The organism is Chelativorans salis (genome assembly GCF_025336525.1).
In the GTDB taxonomy this organism is placed as follows: domain Bacteria; phylum Pseudomonadota; class Alphaproteobacteria; order Rhizobiales; family Rhizobiaceae; genus Chelativorans; species Chelativorans salis.
In genome coordinates this window covers 472185-490294 of the sequence record NZ_JAOCZP010000004.1, presented here as the reverse complement: position 1 = coordinate 490294, position 18110 = coordinate 472185, and the positions used below count along the sequence as shown (strand labels likewise).

At 63.4% G+C, this 18110-nt stretch carries 15 protein-coding genes; 2 read left to right on the top strand and 13 right to left on the bottom strand.

Features of this window, described 5'->3' with window-relative positions; genetic code table 11:
• Positions 1-100: 100 nt before the first annotated feature.
• From pyc to N5A92_RS16095, 11 genes are all read right to left on the bottom strand, one after another.
• Entirely contained in the window at positions 101-3565 is a 3465-nt protein-coding gene (gene pyc / locus N5A92_RS16145; RefSeq protein ID WP_260904604.1) for a pyruvate carboxylase, read from the bottom strand.
• Positions 3566-3752: 187 nt separating this feature from the next.
• Entirely contained in the window at positions 3753-4628 is an 876-nt protein-coding gene (locus N5A92_RS16140; RefSeq protein ID WP_260904602.1) for a hypothetical protein, read from the bottom strand.
• Positions 4629-4832: 204 nt separating this feature from the next.
• Positions 4833-5933 carry a branched-chain amino acid ABC transporter substrate-binding protein gene (locus N5A92_RS16135; RefSeq protein WP_260904601.1) on the bottom strand — a complete coding sequence of 367 codons (1101 nt, stop codon included), beginning with the start codon at positions 5931-5933 and terminating at the stop codon, positions 4833-4835.
• A gap of 155 nt (positions 5934-6088) precedes the next feature.
• Positions 6089-6442 carry a DUF6867 family protein gene (locus tag N5A92_RS16130; RefSeq protein ID WP_260904599.1) on the bottom strand — a complete coding sequence of 118 codons (354 nt, stop codon included), beginning with the start codon at positions 6440-6442 and terminating at the stop codon, positions 6089-6091.
• Entirely contained in the window at positions 6442-7176 is a 735-nt protein-coding gene (locus N5A92_RS16125; protein ID WP_260904598.1) for an ABC transporter ATP-binding protein, read from the bottom strand. The genes N5A92_RS16130 and N5A92_RS16125 overlap by 1 nt, the downstream gene beginning before the upstream one ends.
• Entirely contained in the window at positions 7173-8294 is a 1122-nt protein-coding gene (locus N5A92_RS16120) for an ABC transporter ATP-binding protein (protein WP_260904596.1), read from the bottom strand. The genes N5A92_RS16125 and N5A92_RS16120 overlap by 4 nt, the downstream gene beginning before the upstream one ends.
• Positions 8294-9748 carry a high-affinity branched-chain amino acid ABC transporter permease LivM gene (livM, locus tag N5A92_RS16115; protein ID WP_260904594.1) on the bottom strand — a complete coding sequence of 485 codons (1455 nt, stop codon included), beginning with the start codon at positions 9746-9748 and terminating at the stop codon, positions 8294-8296. The genes N5A92_RS16120 and livM overlap by 1 nt, the downstream gene beginning before the upstream one ends.
• Positions 9748-10677, bottom strand: coding sequence for an ABC transporter permease subunit (locus N5A92_RS16110; protein WP_260904593.1), 930 nt, complete (start codon positions 10675-10677; stop codon positions 9748-9750). The genes livM and N5A92_RS16110 overlap by 1 nt, the downstream gene beginning before the upstream one ends.
• 288 nt (positions 10678-10965) lie before the next feature.
• Positions 10966-11967, bottom strand: coding sequence for a 4-hydroxyproline epimerase (locus N5A92_RS16105; protein ID WP_260904592.1), 1002 nt, complete (start codon positions 11965-11967; stop codon positions 10966-10968).
• A gap of 3 nt (positions 11968-11970) precedes the next feature.
• Positions 11971-13242 carry an NAD(P)/FAD-dependent oxidoreductase gene (locus N5A92_RS16100; RefSeq protein WP_260904590.1) on the bottom strand — a complete coding sequence of 424 codons (1272 nt, stop codon included), beginning with the start codon at positions 13240-13242 and terminating at the stop codon, positions 11971-11973.
• Positions 13243-13256: 14 nt separating this feature from the next.
• Entirely contained in the window at positions 13257-14150 is an 894-nt protein-coding gene (locus tag N5A92_RS16095) for a dihydrodipicolinate synthase family protein (RefSeq protein ID WP_260904589.1), read from the bottom strand.
• 96 nt (positions 14151-14246) lie between these two features.
• On the opposite strand from N5A92_RS16095, the gene N5A92_RS16090 reads away from it, so the two are divergent.
• The gene (locus N5A92_RS16090; RefSeq protein WP_260904587.1) at positions 14247-14906 is read left to right on the top strand and encodes a GntR family transcriptional regulator; all 660 of its coding nucleotides are present in this window, start codon (positions 14247-14249) and stop codon (positions 14904-14906) included.
• 19 nt (positions 14907-14925) lie between these two features.
• Here N5A92_RS16090 and N5A92_RS16085 read toward each other — a convergent pair whose 3' ends face one another.
• Both N5A92_RS16085 and N5A92_RS16080 read right to left on the bottom strand, forming a co-directional pair.
• A complete protein-coding gene (locus N5A92_RS16085; protein WP_260904585.1) occupies positions 14926-15231 on the bottom strand; it encodes a hypothetical protein in 306 nt (101 codons plus the stop codon).
• 295 nt (positions 15232-15526) lie between these two features.
• Positions 15527-17023 carry a CoA-acylating methylmalonate-semialdehyde dehydrogenase gene (locus tag N5A92_RS16080; protein ID WP_260904583.1) on the bottom strand — a complete coding sequence of 499 codons (1497 nt, stop codon included), beginning with the start codon at positions 17021-17023 and terminating at the stop codon, positions 15527-15529.
• A gap of 143 nt (positions 17024-17166) precedes the next feature.
• Between N5A92_RS16080 and N5A92_RS16075 the strand changes: the two genes are divergently transcribed.
• Positions 17167-18048, top strand: a complete 882-nt coding sequence (locus N5A92_RS16075; RefSeq protein ID WP_260904582.1) for a LysR family transcriptional regulator — start codon at positions 17167-17169, stop codon at positions 18046-18048.
• The last annotated feature ends 62 nt before the right edge of the window (positions 18049-18110 follow it).

Genomic DNA, 18110 nt, shown 5'->3' with positions numbered 1-18110 from the left:
GCTGATCTCGGAAAAGGAGTCGTACCAATGCCTACTGGTTGGCCACCGGCGGCCAACTCACAGGGTTTAAATCGATTTAATACTCTAGTCTAATACCAGATCAGCCATTCTGCAGGACCACAAGCAGATCCTTGGCGTCGATTTGGTCGCCGGCCTTCACCAGTACCTCGGAAATCGTGCCGTCGCGCTCGGCGTGGATGGCCGTCTCCATCTTCATTGCCTCGATGGAAAGAAGAACGTCGCCGGCCTTCACCTCCTGGCCGGCGCTGACGGCGACGGACGACACGACGCCCGGCATCGGCGCGCCGACATGGGCCTCGTTGCCGGCCTCTGCCTTGCGCCGGACGGCAAGCGCGGAAGCGCCGTGCAGCCGGTCCGGCACCTTGACGCGGCGCGGCTGGCCGTTCAGTTCGAAGAAGACTGTCACCATGCCCTTTTCGTCCGGCTCGCCAACGGCGAGGCAGCGGATGACCAGCGTCTTGCCGCGCTCGATGTCGACGAAGATCTCGTCTTCCTGCACCATGCCGTAGAAGTAGATCGGCGTCGGCAGCACGCTGACGGGGCCGTAGTTTTCCGCAGCCGTCGCGAAGTCGAGGAAAACCTTCGGATACATCAGCCAAGCGGCGAACTCGAAATCGCTCGCCTCACGGCCGAGCTTTTCCTCCAGTTCCTTGCGGTCAGCCTCGAGATCGGCAGGCTGAAGCAGCGAGCCGGGCCTGACGGTGATCGGCTTCTCGCTCTTCAGCGCCTTCTTCTGCAGCGCCTTCGGCCAACCGCCGGGCGGCTGCCCAAGATCGCCGCGCAGCATGGAGACGACCGAATCCGGGAAGGCGATATCCTTGTCCGGGCTTTCCACGTCGGCAATGGCGAGGTCCTGGCTCACCATCATCAGAGCCATGTCGCCGACAACTTTGGAGGACGGCGTGACCTTGACGATGTCGCCGAACATCATGTTCACGTCGTGATAGGCGCGCGCCACCTCGTGCCAGCGCGTTTCCAGCCCCAGCGAGCGCGCCTGCTCCTTAAGATTGGTGAACTGGCCGCCCGGCATCTCGTGCAGGTAGACCTCCGAAGCCGGCCCTTTGAGGTCGCTCTCAAACGCGGCGTACTGGTTGCGCACGGCCTCCCAATAGAACGAGATGCGGCGCACCCATTCACGGTCGAGTCCGGTGTCCCGCTCATCCTCCTTCAGCGCTTCGACGATGGAGCCGAGGCAGGGCTGCGAAGTGTTGCCGGACAGCGCGTCGATCGCCGCGTCCACAGCATCCACCCCGCTTTCCACGGCCGCAAGCACCGTGGCGGCAGAAATGCCGGAGGTGTCGTGCGTGTGGAAGTGAAGCGGCAGCTCCGTCTCCTCGCGGAGTGCCTTGAAGAGCGCACGCGCCGCCGCAGGCTTCAGGAGCCCGGCCATATCCTTGATGGCGATGATATGAGCGCCCGCCGCTTCCAGCTCCTTGGCCAGGTTGACGTAGTATTTTAGGTCGTACTTGGCGCGGTCGGGATCGAGGATGTCGCCCGTGTAGCAGATGGCCGCCTCGCACAGCTTGTTTTCTTCGCGCACGGCATCCATCGCGACGCGCATGTTCTCCACCCAGTTGAGGCAGTCGAAGACGCGGAAGAGGTCGATGCCGCCCCTTGCCGTCTGGCGCACGAAATACTGCACCACATTGTCAGGATAATTGGTGTAGCCGACACCGTTCGCCCCGCGCAAAAGCATCTGCAGAAGCAGGTTGGGAGCGCCCTCCCGTACCCGCTGCAGCCGCTCCCACGGGTCTTCGGTGAGGAAGCGCATGGCAACATCGAAGGTCGCCCCGCCCCAGCATTCCAGCGACAGGAGCTGCGGCAGGGCGCGCGCATATACTCCGGCGATAGCGGCTATGTCGAAGGTGCGCATCCGCGTTGCCAAAAGCGACTGGTGCCCGTCGCGCATCGTCGTATCGGTCACCAGCACACGCGTCTCCTCGCGCATCCATCTGGCGAAACCTTCCGGACCCAGCTGGTCGAGGCGCTGTTTTGTGCCGTCGGGTATTGCCGCATCGACGTAGGGCACGCGCGGCGCGGCGGCTTCCGGATTCGGCCGCGGCCGGTCGCGCGCTTCGGGGTGCCCGTTCACCGATACGTCGGCCAGGTAGTTCAGGAGCTTCGTAGCGCGGTCCTGACGCTTGACCTGCGTGAAAAGCTCCGGCGTCTCGTCGATGAAGCGCGTTGTGTAGGTGGCGTCGCGGAACTGCTTATGGCTGATGATGGCTTCGAGGAAGGTGAGGTTGGTGGCAACGCCGCGGATGCGAAACTCGCGCAGCGCCCGGTCCATGCGCTGGATCACCTCGTCCGGGCTTGGCGCCCAGGCGGTCACCTTCTCGAGCAGCGGGTCATAGAAGCGGGTGATGACGGCGCCCGAATAGGCCGTGCCGCCGTCGAGCCGGATGCCGAATCCGGTGGCCCCGCGATAGGCGGTGATGCGACCATAGTCGGGAATGAAATTCTGCTCCGGATCTTCCGTGGTGATGCGGCACTGGAGCGCATGGCCGTTAAGCTTGATGTCGGCCTGCTCCGGCACGCCGGAGCGAGGATCGCCGATTTTCTCGCCTTCCAGGATGCGGATCTGCGCCTTGACGATGTCGATACCGGTCACCTCCTCCGTGACCGTGTGCTCGACCTGGATGCGCGGGTTCACCTCGATGAAGTAGAAGGCACCCGTGTCGGCATCCATCAGGAACTCGACGGTGCCGGCGCCGACATAGTCGGTCGCCTCGGCGATCTTCAGCGCATAACCGCACAGTTCCGCCCGACGCTTGTCATCGAGATAGGGTGCCGGCGCCCGCTCAACGACCTTCTGGTTGCGCCGCTGGATGGAGCAGTCGCGCTCGAACAGGTGCACGGCATTACCGTGGGTGTCGCCCAGGACCTGTACCTCGACGTGACGCGCACGCTCGATGAGCTTTTCCAGATACACTTCGTCCTTGCCGAAGGCGGCCTTTGCTTCGCGCTTGGCCTCCGTCACCTCGCGCTTGAGGTCGGCTTTCGATCGGATGACACGCATGCCGCGCCCACCGCCGCCCCAGGAGGCCTTGAGCATGACCGGAAAGCCGATCTCGCCCGCCATCTTCGCCACCACGTCCATATCGTCCGGCAGCGGCTCGGTCGCCGGCACCACTGGCACGCCCGCCTCCACCGCAAGGTTGCGCGCGGCCACCTTGTTTCCGAGTCGGCGCATGGTGTCCGGCGTGGGACCGATGAAGACGATGCCGTTTGCCGCGCAGGCCTCGGCGAATTCCGGGCTCTCGGAAAGCAGGCCGTAACCGGGATGGATGGCGTCAGCGCCGGACAGTTTCGCAACGCGGATCACCTCGTCAATCGACAGATAGCTCTCGATCGGCCCCATATCGCGCTCCAGATGCGGCCCGCGGCCCACCTGGTAGGACTCGTCGGCCTTGAAGCGGTGCAGGGAATACTTGTCCTCCTCCGCCCATATGGCGACCGTTCGGATGCCCAGTTCATTGGCGGCGCGGAAGACGCGGATGGCGATTTCAGAACGGTTGGCGACGAGGAGTTTCTTGATCTGCACTGGCATGCTCCAGGATAGAAAAGGAAGCTGCGGCGTGCCGCGAGGACGGGCGCGCCTCGCGCGCCAAAACAACGCTTCATGATTAGCGTGGACGATGCTGCAGTGCAAACATTCTGATGTAACGAAGACCTGCCGCCTCGACGCCCGTGCCAGAGAGGCGGCATGCAACTCAGCCGACCGAGGCGCGTCAGACAGCCGAAGGAATCGTCGCCTTTCTGTCGGCCAGGGCGCAGGCGTCTTGCCAATAGGCGCTGTACTCTGGTTGCTGCCAGCGCAGCTTACGCCGCTTGTAGCGGACGATCTGCCCCAAGCGGAATGAAGCCACTTGCCTGGGCTTCTGAGCGTCCGAAACGAATGCCACGGCCACAAGGCCCGCGCGTCGGCGCTTGACCCAGGGCAGCCGTCCGCGCAGCGCCGCGATGATGAGCAGAGGAGCCATGTACTCGTCGGCGAACTTCACCACCAGCGACCGCGGAAACACGCGCACCTGATTGCGTGCGCTATAACTTACGAAGCGGTCATCGGTACGCAGGAAGGAGGCCGGTGGTGTAGCAACATCCCCTGCAAGCGCGTTGAAGCGATCGAAGATTCCATGACAGCGTTCTGGATAGAAGGCGAGGGCCGACGAATCTCCGAAATAATAGCGATCACCGAGCAAAGGCTCCAGATAGCGCTGGAACCGCCAGAACTGCACGTAATGGTTTTTGAGCATGTAGAGCCCTGGCTTCCGCCGGAGCTGCCGCACCAATCTGGTAGGGTCACCTTTCACGAGCACATCGAGATCGAAATAAAGGGCGGGAATGCCATCTTCCAGCATTCCGCGCGCAAAGATCGCCAGCTTTGCCCGGCAGCCACTGGTGATCTTGTCGAACGGCAGCGCAAATTCCGGAAACGGACGAACTTCGATGCCCTCGTCATATTCCGCCGAGCCTGCATCATCAATGCATAGAAAGCGAAATGGTGCATTCGTCTGGCAGGCGATCATCCGGAAGAGATGGTTGACAAACCCCGCTTCGTATTTGCTTCCCCATCGTACGCAAATAACCTGAAATAAGTATCTCATGAGTTATCCAAAGCAAATTAATTAAATAAACAATGTATATAAATAGCTCTCTCATCCGTCAAATTGTATTTTAAATATACTATATAAATGTATTACATAAGAATAAGTATGTAGTTATATATCTTGACGGCAGGCGCAGCCAAAAGTGCCAAAAAAAAGGCCCGGCGAAGTGCCGGGCCGTCAGAAGCATTGCCGCCTTGCGGCTTATTGTTCGAGGTAGTCGTACTCGCCGTCTTTCCACTCGTAGAGGACGTAGCCCGGCAGGGTCACGTCGCCCTTCTCGTCGAACTCGAGCGGACCGAGCACCGTCTCGAAGTCACCGGCGTCCAGCGCCTCGATGACGGCCTCGTACTCATTCGAGCCGGCTGCCTCGACTGCCTGCGCCCAGGCCTGGATCGCGGCATAGGTGTAGAGCGCGTAGCCTTCGGCCGTCTTGCCGGCGGCCAGAAGCGCGTCAACCACAGGCTTGGCGATCTCGTTCTTGCGCGGATCGGGCGAGAAAGTCATCAGCGTGCCTTCGCCGGCCTCACCCGTCACCGCCCAGTACTCGTCGGTGACCAGTGCGTCGCCGGAGACCAGCAGCGTATCCATGCCCTGCTCGCGCATCTGGCGCGCCATCAGGCCGGCTTCCGTGTGGTAGCCGCCGACATAGAGGACGTCGATGCCCTCCTGCTTCAGCTTGGAGACGAGCGCCGTGTAGTCCTTCTCACCAGCCGTGTAGGCTTCGTAGAGCGCGGCTGTGCCGCCAGCAGCCTCGAATGCCGCCTTCGTGGCGTCGGCCAAGCCCTTGCCGTAAGCCGTTTTGTCGTGGACGAAGGCGATCTTCTCGTCGGCGAAGTTCTCTGCCAGGAACTTGCCTGCCACGTCGCCCTGCTGGTCATCGCGGCCGCACACGCGGTAGATGCCAGGGCCCGGACGCTCGTCCGTGAAGGCCGGGTTGGTCGAGGCGGGCGAGATCTGGATAATGCCTTCCTCGGAATAGACCTGCGAAGCTGGGATCGACGAACCGGAGCAGAAATGCCCGGCCACGAACGTGACGCCCTGGCCCGCAAGCTGATTGGCTACCGCCACGGCCTGCTTCGGATCGCAGGCATCGTCGCCCACTTCCAGCTTCAGCATCTCGCCGTTGACGCCGCCCGCCTCATTGATATCGGCGATGGCCTGCTCGGCGCCGGCTCTCATCTGCTCGCCAAAGGTCGCGTACTGTCCCGTCATCGGACCAACGGTGGCGATCGTGATGTCGGCCCAGGCAGATCCGGTCATCAAAAGGCTGAGCGCAGCGCCAGCCATTAGAGCCTTCTTCATGACTTCTCCCTTTAAACACCAAATGTTCCCACAGCTTTCCGGAAATGGTGTTCAACTTTCCGGTTCAGCCGATGCGGGGTCTACCCGCTTAACCGGCATCAAATCCCAGTTTCAGATTGAAATAAAGACCTTCCGCCGGTTAATCGTGAATCTCCTTAACCCCTGGCCTTCCAACCAAGCAGGCCATTGCGCGCGAAAAAGAAGCTGTACTGCGTGGACATCTGCCAGGCACGCGTGATCCGCTTGCCGACGAAAGCGATCAGCAGGAGCACGGCGAGGTCGACGAGATAGTAGTGCAGCGTCAGAAGCGAGCCGCTGAAGAGCGCGAAATGGATAAAGCGCGTCGCTCCTGCCAGAAGGACGATGTAGAAGGCGAGCTGCAGGTTGGTCTCCCAAGCCTGGGCGATGGCACGCCCGGTCAGATAGGCTGCGCTGCCAGCCAGCATCACCGTGACGAGCAGGAACTCCCAGAAGGTGACTTCCCACAGAAGTGCATTATCGTTTTCCATCAGTGCCTCCCGCCTTCGAGATAGGCTGCGCGCACTTCTTCGCGCTTGAGCAGTTCTGCACCCGTGCCGCTCATGGTGATGTTCCCGTTGACCATCACATAGCCGCGATGGGCGAGCTTGAGTGCATGGAAGGCGTTCTGCTCGACCAGAAACACCGTAAGCCCTTCGTTTTCATTGAGTTCGCGGATCGTCTCGAAGATCTGCTTGACGATCAGCGGCGCCAGCCCCAGCGACGGCTCGTCTAGAAGCAGGAGTTTCGGCCGTCCCATCAAGGCGCGCGCGATCGCCAGCATCTGCTGCTCGCCGCCCGACAGCGTGCCGCCACGCTGATGCAACCGTTCCTTGAGGCGAGGGAAAAGCTCGGAGACGCGCTTCAGGTCGTCCTCGAAGTAGCTGGGGTCGACCAGCGAGGCCCCCATCTGCAGGTTTTCCATCACCGTCATGCGCGGGAAGATGCGCCGACCCTCGGGCGACTGGGCGATGCCGAGGCGCATGATCTCATGCGTAGGCATGGCGGTGATGTCCGCGCCGTCATAGAGGATCTGGCCGTTGCGGGGCTTTGGATCGCCGCAAATCGTCATCATTAGCGTCGACTTGCCGGCGCCGTTGGCGCCGATCATGGTGACGATCTCGCCGCGGCTCACCTCCAGATCCACGCCCCTCAGCGCGATGATCTTGCCGTAATAGGTCTCGACGCCGCGCACCGAAAGCAGGGTTTCCGCCGCCGCCCTCATGCCTTGTCTCCCTTGCCGGTGCCGCGCGTCGTGCGCTTCGTCTTCTTTGTTCCGGTGGCCGGTTTGGAGGCTTTTGCCCTGCCGCCCGCTCCGGCACTGGAGCGGCTCGCCGCCTTCGCCTTCGGCTTGCTGCCGGACTTCTCCGCTTCGCCTAGCGTTTCCGCCACGTCCTGCAGCACCTCGGGAACGTCGATCTCCTCCTCTTCCTCCACGCCGAGATAGGCGGCGATGACGTTGGGGTCGGTGCGCACCGTTTCCGCATCGCCGTCGGAAATCTTCACGCCGTAGTCGAGCACGACGATGTGGTCGGAGATCTCCATCACCACGCCCATGTCATGCTCGATCAGAAGCACCGAGGTCTTGTGCTCGTCGCAGATGTATTTGAGCAACTCGTTGAGTTCGGCGGATTCGCGCGGGTTGAGCCCCGCCGCCGGCTCGTCCAGGCACAAGAGTTCCGGTCCAGTGCACATGGCGCGGGCGATCTCCAGCCGCCGCTGCGCGCCGTAGGGCAGGTCGGACGCGGGATCGTCGGCGCGGTCGATCAGGCGGGTGCGCTCCAGCCAGTAGACAGCCTTGTCGATGGCCGCCTGCTCGGCCCTGCGATAGCTGGGCAGTCCGAAAATGCCGCCGAAGGTAAAGCCGGAAGCGACCACTAGCGGGTTGTGCTGCGCCACCAGGAGATTCTCCAAAAGCGTCATGCCGCCGAACAGCCGGATATTCTGAAACGTGCGGGCGACCTTTGCCTTGTGTGAGATTTCATGATCGGGCATGCGCTCGAGCAGGAAGACGCCGGAATCGGCCTCCTTCATCCACCTGAGCCCGCTGGCCGTCACAGCGTCCACCGCTCTTTCCTGCCGGCCTGGGCCGTGGCGCATGATGATGCGCCCCTCGGTCGGCTTGTAGAAGCCGGTCACGCAGTTGAACACCGTCGTCTTGCCGGCGCCGTTCGGCCCGATAAGGGCAGTGATATCACCACGCCCAACATCGAAGGACAGATCGCCAACAGCCACCAGCCCGCCGAAGCGCATGGTCAGATGCTCGACCGACAGGACCGGGTCGTGCTCCCAGTTCCGCGCCGCGGTGCCCACGGGTGCGTTCTTTTCAGCCGCCAGAACCATTAGTGACCCTCACCCTGTGCAACCGCTTCCGCGTCGATGAGCTTCTTCTCCTTGAGCACCGCGGTGGGTTCGCGCGTAGAAACCAGCCCGCGCGGCTTCCACACCATGATGAGCACCATCGCCAGGCCGAAGATCAGCATGCGGTACTGGACCGGATCGAATCCGGACCCAAAGATCTGCGACAAGAAGCCCAGGTTGCGCAGCATCTCGATGCCGCCGATCATGGCGACGGAAGCGACGACCACACCGATCTGCGAGCCCAGCCCGCCCAGCACCACGATGGCCAGGATCATCGCCGATTCGATAAAGGTGAAGCTTTCCGGCGAGATAAAGCCCTGCCGCGTGGCGAAGAACGATCCCGCGAAGCCGCCGAACATGGCGCCGATGGCGAATGCGGTGAGCTTCGTGTTGCGGGTGTTGATGCCCAGCGACCGACAGGCGATCTCATCCTCGCGCAGCGCCTCCCACGCGCGCCCGATGGGCAGCTTCCTGAGCCGGATGGTCACCACGTTGGTGATCAGCGCCAGCACCAAGATGATGTAATAGAGGTAAATGAAGCGGTGGATCGGCGAATAGTCGAGGCCGAAGAATGCCGCGAAGCCGTCGTCACCGCGCGAGAACTCCAGACCGAAGAGGGTGGGCTTCGGAATACCGGAGATGCCATCGGGGCCGTTGGTGAACTGGTACCAGTTCAGGAGCACGATGCGGATGATCTCACCGAAGGCCAGCGTGACGATCGCCAGATAGTCGCCGCGCAGGCGCAACACCGGAAAGCCGAGGATGATGCCCCAGAATGCTGCGAGCAACCCCGCCAGCGGCAACGCCATCCAGAAGCCGAAATCGAAATACTGGGCGAGAAGGGCGAAGGAATAGGCGCCGACCGCGTAGAACGCGACATAGCCGAGGTCGAGTAGGCCGGCGAGCCCCACCACGATGTTCAATCCCCAGCCGAGCATGATGTAGGTCATGATGAGGATGGCCAGGTCGATATACTGGCGCTCCTTGCCCGGAAAGGCCGTCATGAAGAAGAAGGGCAGCACCAGGGCGAAGGCCAGGAGCGCCCTCACCAGCCACTTGCCGAGCCCCGGCAACGCGTCGCCGACGGCGGAAATCTGCGCCCCCAGCCCCACTGTGACCGGGCGCTCAGCCTTGAAGACGAAGAGGTTGAGCGCCAGCCTGCCCCCGAATACCACGAGGATGGACACGATCCAGGCGGTCCAGCGCGCCTTGATGTCGAGCCCGCCCGGCGCGATGTCCGTCCGCAAGCCAATGAAGAAAAAGCCGAGCACGGCGACAAGGAAAGCCGCCATGGCCGCGTCGCGAAGTGAGTTCTGGAACCTGCTGCCGCCATCCGGCCCCGCTGGGCGCGGTGCATGGCCCCGGCTCGCCTGCTCGGCCTGGTCGCCTGCGGGTTTTTCGTCCGACGTCTTCACTCTCGTCGTGGAGCTAGCCATCAAACCTTCTCCACTTCGGGTTTGCCAAGCAGGCCAGAGGGCAGGAAGATCAGCACGATGGCAAGGATGGAGAACGCCGCCACGTCCTTGTACTCTACCGTAAAGTAGCCCGACCAGAACACCTCGATGAGACCGATCAGGAGCCCGCCCAGCATGGCGCCGGGCAGCGAGCCGATGCCGCCGAGCACGGCCGCCGTAAACGCCTTTACGCCGGCAAGAAAGCCGATATAGAAATCGATCACGCCGTAGAGCAGCAGGAACATCAGGCCCGCCACCGCGGCAAGCGCAGCTCCCATGACGAAGGTGAGCGAGATGGTGCGGTCGACATTGACGCCGAGCAGCGCCGCCATCTTGCGGTCCTGCTCGCATGCCCTCTGCGCACGACCAAGCGACGTGCGGGCGATCAACAGCGTGAAGGCCGCCATCAGCACCAGTGTGGTGACGATGATGATCATCTGCATGTAGGAGAGCTGTACGACGATGGTGCCGGCCTCCGTGGAACCCTGCATCACCGTTACGCCGCCCCGGATCTGCGGCGGCAGGGGCTTGACGCGCGCGCCCTGGGTGATCTGCACGAAATTCTGCAGCACGATCGACATGCCGATGGCGGTGATCAGCGGCGCCAGGCGGAAGGAACCGCGCAAGGGCCGGTAGGCCAAGCGCTCCACTGTCCAACCCCAGGCGGAGGTGAACAGCATGGCGACGATGAGAACGATCAACAGAACGACCGGCAGGAACGCGAAGCCCAGCACCGATGTCAGCAACAGGAACACGGCCAGCGAGATGAACGCGCCGATCATGAAGATGTCGCCATGGGCGAAGTTGATCATGCCGATGATGCCGTAGACCATCGTATAGCCGATGGCGATCAGGCCATAGATGGAACCCAGTGTCAGCCCGTTGATAAGCTGCTGGACGAAATATTCCATATCGTGCGGTACTCCCTGGAATGTCGCCGCCAGGACGCATTCCTTCTTGTTATTCCCCTAGCCGTTCAGGCTGCCGAACCTAGAGCGCCCAGCCTGTCCCGTCGACCTTGTGTTATCCCGCGCTTCCCGCAGAGGTGCGTTCGGCGCGGAAGCTAGCACCGGCACTGTGCAATGTCCTTGCCTTGAGTGCCAGATTTTTCAGATTCTTTCGAAGAATTCTCCGATAAAATGATATGGACGCCAGATTCTTGCGCATACATAGACCTTCCGACAACGGACTTTCTCCCTCTAGCGCACTGTGAAGCCATGCGCAAAGGGGTCGCGGTCGTCGATGAAGATAGTGTTGAGGCCCGTCATGCGCGCCCAACCGCCGATGGAAGGCACCACCGCCTTTCGCCCTGCCACCTCCACTTGTCTTTCGATACGGCCGTTGAATAGTGAGCCGATGATGGATTCGTGCACGAAGGGTTCTCCCACCTTGAGCCGGCCCTTGGCGTAGAGCTGCGCCATACGCGCCGAGGTGCCGGTGCCGCAGGGCGAGCGGTCGATCGCCTTCTCGCCGTAGAAGACGGCGTTGCGGGCATGCGCCCCTTCTTGCGTCGGTGCACCCGTCCACAGGATGTGCCTGAGACCCTGGATCGACGGCTCTTCAGGATGCACGAAATCGTACGCCTCGTTGAGCCGCTCGCGCAGCACAGGGCTCCAGCGCACGAGGTCGGAGGCCGTGTGATCGGCGATATCGCGGAAATTCTCCTGGGCATCGACGATGGCGTAGAAGTTGCCGCCATAGGCGACATCGATCTTCAGCGTGCCGAGGTCGGGGCATTCCACCGCAAGGTCCGTGGCATGAAGGAACGCGGGAACATTGGTGATGCGCACTTCCGCCACATGCGCGCCCTCCTGCCGGTATTCCGCCACCACCAGCCCCGCCGGTGTCTCGAGCCTTAGGATACCCGGCGTCTTCGGCTTCACCAGCCCGTGCTCGATGGCGAAGGTGACGGTGCCGATGGTGCCGTGGCCGCACATCGGCAGGCAGCCCGACGTTTCGATATAGAGCACCGCCACGTCGCAGTCCGCGCGCGTCGGCGGGTAGAGGATTGCGCCGGACATCACGTCGTGGCCACGCGGCTCGAACATCAGCCCTGTGCGGATCCAGTCGTATTCGGCCATAAAGTGGCCGCGCCGCTCAATCATGCTGTCGCCCGAAAGCTGCGGACCGCCGCCGGCGACCAGCCGTACCGGATTGCCGCAGGTATGCCCGTCTATGCAGAAGAAGGAATGCCGTGTCACCGCTCAGCCATGTCCTCTGAAACGGCCCGCTCTGAACGGGCTAAGGTCGATCGAGGCAGATTGCTCTAGCACGAGGTCGCGGATCAAGCGACCGGCTGCCGCCGCCTGTGTCAACCCCAGATGGCCGTGCCCGAAGGCATAGAGGACACGCGGCTCGTTCCGCGCTCTGTCGATGACGGGCAGCGAATCCGGCATCGACGGCCTATAGCCCATCCACTGCCGGCCGCCCTCGGTCTTCAGGCCCGGCAGGAACCGGGCGGCTTTCTCCAACATGGCGCGTGAGCGCGAAAAGTTGGGCGGCCGCTTCAGCCCGCCGAGTTCCACCGCCCCGCCGATGCGCAGGCCGCTGTCGAGCGGCGTGATGACGAAGCCGTGGCGGGAGAAGATGAGCTGCCTTTTCACGTCGAAGGCACCGACGGGCAGCGTTGTGTTATAGCCGCGCTCCGTCTCCAGCGGCACGCGGTCGCCAAATCCGGCGGCGAAGGGCCGCGACCAGGCGCCGGCGGCGATCACCAGGTTTTCGCAGCTTAGCTTTTTACCGCCGGCCAGATTGACGGCAACGCCCTCCCCCGCGGTTCTGGCGGCAACCACCGTGGCCGGCATGAAGCGGGCACCGTGACGCTCGGCATGGGCCCAGACCGCCTGGCCCAGCCGCTGCGGGTCGGCCACCGTCTTCCAGCCGGGCGCGAAGGTGGCGCGAAGGAAGCGGTCAGAAAGGCCAGGCTGGCATTCGGCGAGTTCATCCCGTTCCAGGTGCCGGAATGGAATATGGAAGCGCCGGCGCAGCTTCCAGCCTTCCTCCGCCGCGCGAAACTCGGCTTCACTCTCGTAAAGCTCCAGCGAACCATCCTCGCGCAACATGTGCCCGGTGCCGGAGCGGGTCATCAGCCCCGACCACTCGCGCTCGGCGAGCGTCATCATCGCCACCTGCGCCGAGACAGCCGCCTCGAACGTCGACGGCCTTCCGGCGCGCATGAAGCGCCACAGCCAGGGAAAAAGCTTCGGCAGATAGGTGGGCGGGATGGAGAGCGGGCCTAGCGGATCGACCAGCCACCGCGGCACCTGGGCGAGCATGTTCTTGTGTGCCAGGGGCAGCACGTCCGAGAAGGCCAGCGCACCGGCATTGCCGGCACTCGTCTCCTCGCAGACGCCGGAGCGGTCGAGCACCAGCACGTCGCGTCCCGCCTCGGCAAGATAGGCGGCCACGGCAATGCCGATGATGCCGCCGCCGATGACGATGACCTGTGCGTCCTTGACCGTGCTCCGCCCCGCCACGCTCGCTTCTCCAGCTATACCGCCGGCAACTCGGGTCTGTTGGCGATCGCCGTGCGGACGGTCTTTTCGACCTCTGCCCGCCTCGCGCCCTCGAGCGGCTGGCGCGGCATGCGCACCCGCTCGTTGGAGCCGATCTCGATCGCCTCCGCCAGTTTGATGTTTTGCACCAGAAAGGTGGAAACGTCGAGGTCGAGCAGCGGCCGGAACCAGCGGTAGATCGCCCGCGCCTCGTCGATCCGCCCGGCCTTCATCAGCTTGTAGACGGCCACCGTCTCGCGCGGGAAGGCGGTAACGAGCCCCGCCACCCAGCCAACCGCGCCAGCCGCCAGCGCCTCAAAGGCGAGGTTGTCAACGCCCGTCAGCACCGCAAAGCGGTCGCCGAAAGCGTTGATGATGTCGGTGGTGCGGCGGATGTCGTCGCAGGATTCCTTCACCGCGACGAACAGCTCGTCGCCCGCCAGCGCCTCCATGACGGGCACCGTGACGTCGACCCTGTATGCGATGCGGTTGGAGTAGATCATCACCGGCAGGCCGCCCGCCGCGGCAACTGCCTTGAGCGTGGCCACCGTCTCGCGGTCGTCCGTATGATAGATGGGGCTCGGCACGATCATCAGCCCGTCGGCGCCGGCAGCGGCGGCGCGCCGGGCAAGCTCGGCGCCGTCGCGCGTAGCCGCCTCGTTGACCGTCATGAGCATCGGCTTTCCGCCCGCCACACCCTGGGCCGTCTTCAGGACCTGCAGCTTCTCTTCATGGCTGAGCATGGGCCCCTCGCCAAGGGACCCGGCAACGATGAGCCCGTCGCAGCCAGCGTCCATCAGAAGCCCGAAGCAACGCTCCATTTCCTTGTGATCGAGCGCATCCTCGGACGTGAATTTGGTCGTGACCGCGGGTAATACACCACTCCACATTGATAACAGTTCTCCATCTGATATATTAGTGATATATTACGCGGAAGAACATTCTTGTCAATGGAGCAGCTGCTCTGATATATCAATAGGAGAACCATGGCGGTCGGGTTTAAGGATCAGTCGAACGAGCGCGCAGCTGGGAAAGCCTATCGCGCCCTGGAGCGCATGGTGGTCACGCTGGAACTGCCTCCCGGCTCGGTCACCACGGAGGGCGCCCTGATCGAACACCTGGCGTTGGGCCGCACCCCCGTGCGAGAGGCCATCCAACGCCTGGCTTGGGAAGGACTGGTGGAGGTGCGCCCGCGCGCCGGCCTGACCATCACGCCGCTGAACGCCAGCGACTGGCTGAAGGTGATCGAGGCGCGGCGTGGGGTAGAAGTGGTTCTGGCGCGTGCCGCCGCGCGCTTTGCAACGGAGGACACGGCAGCTCGCTTCCGCGAGGCCGCGGTCAGCATGCAAAAGGCCGTCGTCACCGGCAGCATTCTGGTCTTTCTCGAAGCGGATAAGGAATTGGACGAGGCAATGGCGGCCGCCGCCGATAACCCCTTCGCCGCCCGCGTGGCCGCCCCCCTGCAGACCCATAGCCGCCGCTTCTGGTTCCGCTATCAGGCCGACACGGGACTTGCCCATGCAGCCGAGCAGCATGTCCGCATCATCCGTGCCATCCTCGATGGCGACGAGAGGGAGGCGGGCCGCGAAGCCGACGCGTTGATGCGCCTCCTCAGGAAGCACGCCGAGGCGACCGCGCGGCTATAGTTGGGCCCTGTACATAAATTTACACGCCTTGGCCGACCTTGCTGGCGAAGGTATCTTCCCATCCCTCGCCGGCCGCAACGATGCAGCTCTGGCCGTTGATATCGGTGGTGAGAATCGTCCAACTGCCGTTTTCGGAGGCGAACACCTCCATTACCACCTGCTCGCCGACCAGACCGAGCGCCTTCTGGTTCTCATCAAACTGATGCCCAAGCTGCGAGACCAGCTCGTCACGCGGCGCACAGACACTGCCTTCGCTGGTCGCCTGCTGAGCGCCGGTAAAAAGCGCGACGGCGGCGACTGCCGTCAAACCGAAGCCGCCTTTCATTACCTTTCTCATGTCTCTACCTCATGCCTTCGCGCAGGCACCACATGCCGCCCACCACGGGGGCGTTCTGGTGTTGCGCGTCGCAGCGCGTCTTTCTCGATTGTTAACTGAGAAAGGCCCCGGCCGTTCCATGACGATCATGCTGTGGCCGGCGGTTCGACGAGGTCTCCGCTGTGAAACACGGAACTGTGATGACTGGTATTGCAGTTGCAAGAAATGTCTGCGCCCGCCCAACAAGGGGCGGGCGGTAGACTCCGCGCAAGCGGCAGTTGTACCGGCGGGGCGAGATATCCGCTCAGCGCATTGTAGGAATGACAAACTCCGCGCCGTCCTTCACGCCCGAAGGCCAGCGTGAGGTGACCGTCTTGGTTTTCGTATAGAAGCGGAAGGCATCCGGACCGTGCTGGTTCAAATCGCCGAAGCCGGAGGCTTTCCAGCCGCCGAAGGTGTAATAGGCGATCGGCACCGGGATCGGCACGTTGACGCCCACCATGCCAACCTCGACGCGCGCCGCGAAGTCGCGCGCGGCGTCGCCGTCGCGGGTGAAGATGGCAACGCCATTGCCGTATTCGTGGTCGTTCGGCAGCTTGAGCGCCTCCTCATAGGTGTTGGCACGCACCACCGACAGCACAGGGCCGAAAATCTCCTCCTTGTAGATGCGCATGTCGGGCGTCACCTCGTCGAACAGGCAGCCGCCCATGTAGTAGCCATCCTCGTAGCCCTGCATGGTGAAGCCGCGCCCGTCGACCAGGAGCTTCGCACCTTCCTTCACGCCGAGATCGACATAGCCCTTCACACGCTCCAGCGCTTCTTTCGTCACCAGCGGGCCGAAATCGGCGGAGGCGTCCGTGGAGGGGCCAACCTTCAGGCTTTCCACGCGCGGAATGAGCTTCTCAACCAGCCGGTCCGCCGTCTCTTTGCCGACGGGGACGGCGACCGAGACCGCCATGCAGCGCTCGCCCGCCGAGCCGTAGCCGGCGCCTATCAGCGCGTCGACCGTCTGGTCCATGTCGGCGTCGGGCATGACGATAAGGTGGTTTTTCGCCCCGCCGAAGCACTGCGCGCGCTTACCGCTGGCCGTCGCCCGGCCGTAGATGTACTGGGCGATCGGCGTCGAGCCGACGAAGCCTACAGCCTTGATGTCCGGGTCGTCGAGGATGGCGTCGACCGCCACTTTGTCGCCGTTGACGACGTTGAGCACGCCCGCCGGCAACCCCGCATCGAGGAAGAGCTCGGCAATCCGCATGGGCACGCTCGGATCGCGCTCCGACGGCTTGAGCACATAGGCGTTGCCGCAGGCGAGCGCTGGAGCGATTTTCCACAGCGGGATCATGGCCGGGAAGTTGAACGGTGTGATGCCCGCCACCACGCCAAGCGGCTGACGCATCGAATAGACGTCGATGCCGCGTCCCGCGCCTTCCGTGTATTCGCCCTTCATCATGTGCGGCGCGCCGATGCACACCTCCACGACTTCGAGCCCGCGCTGGATATCGCCCTTGGCATCGGGGATTGTCTTGCCATGCTCGCGCGCCAGAAGCTCGGCCAGCGAATCGTACTCCTTGTGCACCAGCTCCAGGAACTTCATGAGCACACGCACGCGGCGCTGCGGGTTGGTGGCCGCCCATTCCGGCTGCACGGCCTTGGCATTCTCCACCGCCTGGCGCACTTCCGCGGCCGAGGCGAGCGCCACCTTGCCACGTACGGTGCCGTCCATGGGCTGCATGACGTCCTGCGAGCGGCCGCTCGTACCGGCCACGCGCTTGCCGCCGATGAAATGACCGATGTCCTCCATGAGAGTCTCTCCCTGCATTGCTGATGGATACGATTGTCCCGCTTCCGGAGGGCGAATGCAACGCGAGGAAAATCGCATCCGTTGTGCATGAATTATAGCGCTGCTACAAATTGCCGTGCGAAAAATCGCACTGGAGGCGGCTGGTGAACTGGGACGACATGCGCATTTTCCTGGCAGTGGCGCGCGCCGGCCAGATTCTGGGCGCCGCCAGACGGCTCGGCCTCAACCACGCCACTGTTTCGCGCCGCGTCGCCGCGCTCGAGGAAGCCGTCGGCGCCAAGCTCTTCCACCGCCTCACCACCGGCAGCGAACTGACGCCGGCAGGCGAGCGCCTGCTTACCGTTGCCGAGCGCATGGAAGCAGACACGATCTCCGCCCGCGCCGAACTCGCCGGCGAGGGCGAGGAGATCTCCGGCACCGTGCGCATCGGCGCACCGGACGGCTTCGGCGTTGCCTTCCTGGCCCCGCGGCTCGGTCGGTTAACGGCGAACCATCCGGACCTTGCCATCCAGCTCGTGCCGGTGCCGCGCTCCTTCTCACTGTCGCGGCGCGAAGCCGACATCGCCATCACCGTTGATCGCCCCACCGAAGGCCGCCTCGTCGCCGGCAAGCTGGTGGACTATACGCTCGGCCTCTACGCCTCCAGGGCTTACGCGGCCGAACACGGCCTCCCCGAGAGCGCCGAAGCCCTCTCGGCCCATCGTCTCGTCGGCTATGTGCCAGACCTCGTCATCAGTCCGACGCTCGATTATGCGACGGAAATTGCCGAAGAATGGAGCGCCGCCTTCGCCGTCTCCTCGGCGATGGGCCAGGTGGAGGCGGTGCGGGCGGGCGCCGGCATCGGCATCCTCCACACCTTCATCGCCCGCGCCTATCAGGACCTCGTGCAACTGCCCTTTGCAGAGCCAATCTGCCGCAGCTACTGGCTCGTCTACCACGAATCCATGCGCCCTACCCGCCGCATCCAGGCGGTAGCTGCATTCATCGGCGAGATCGTGGAGCGAGAGAGGGCATTGTTCGTTTAGGATCCGGTGCCTTCAAAGGCGCCCGCGCATTCCCCTCCCCGCCTTGAAATCCGTTCAACCCG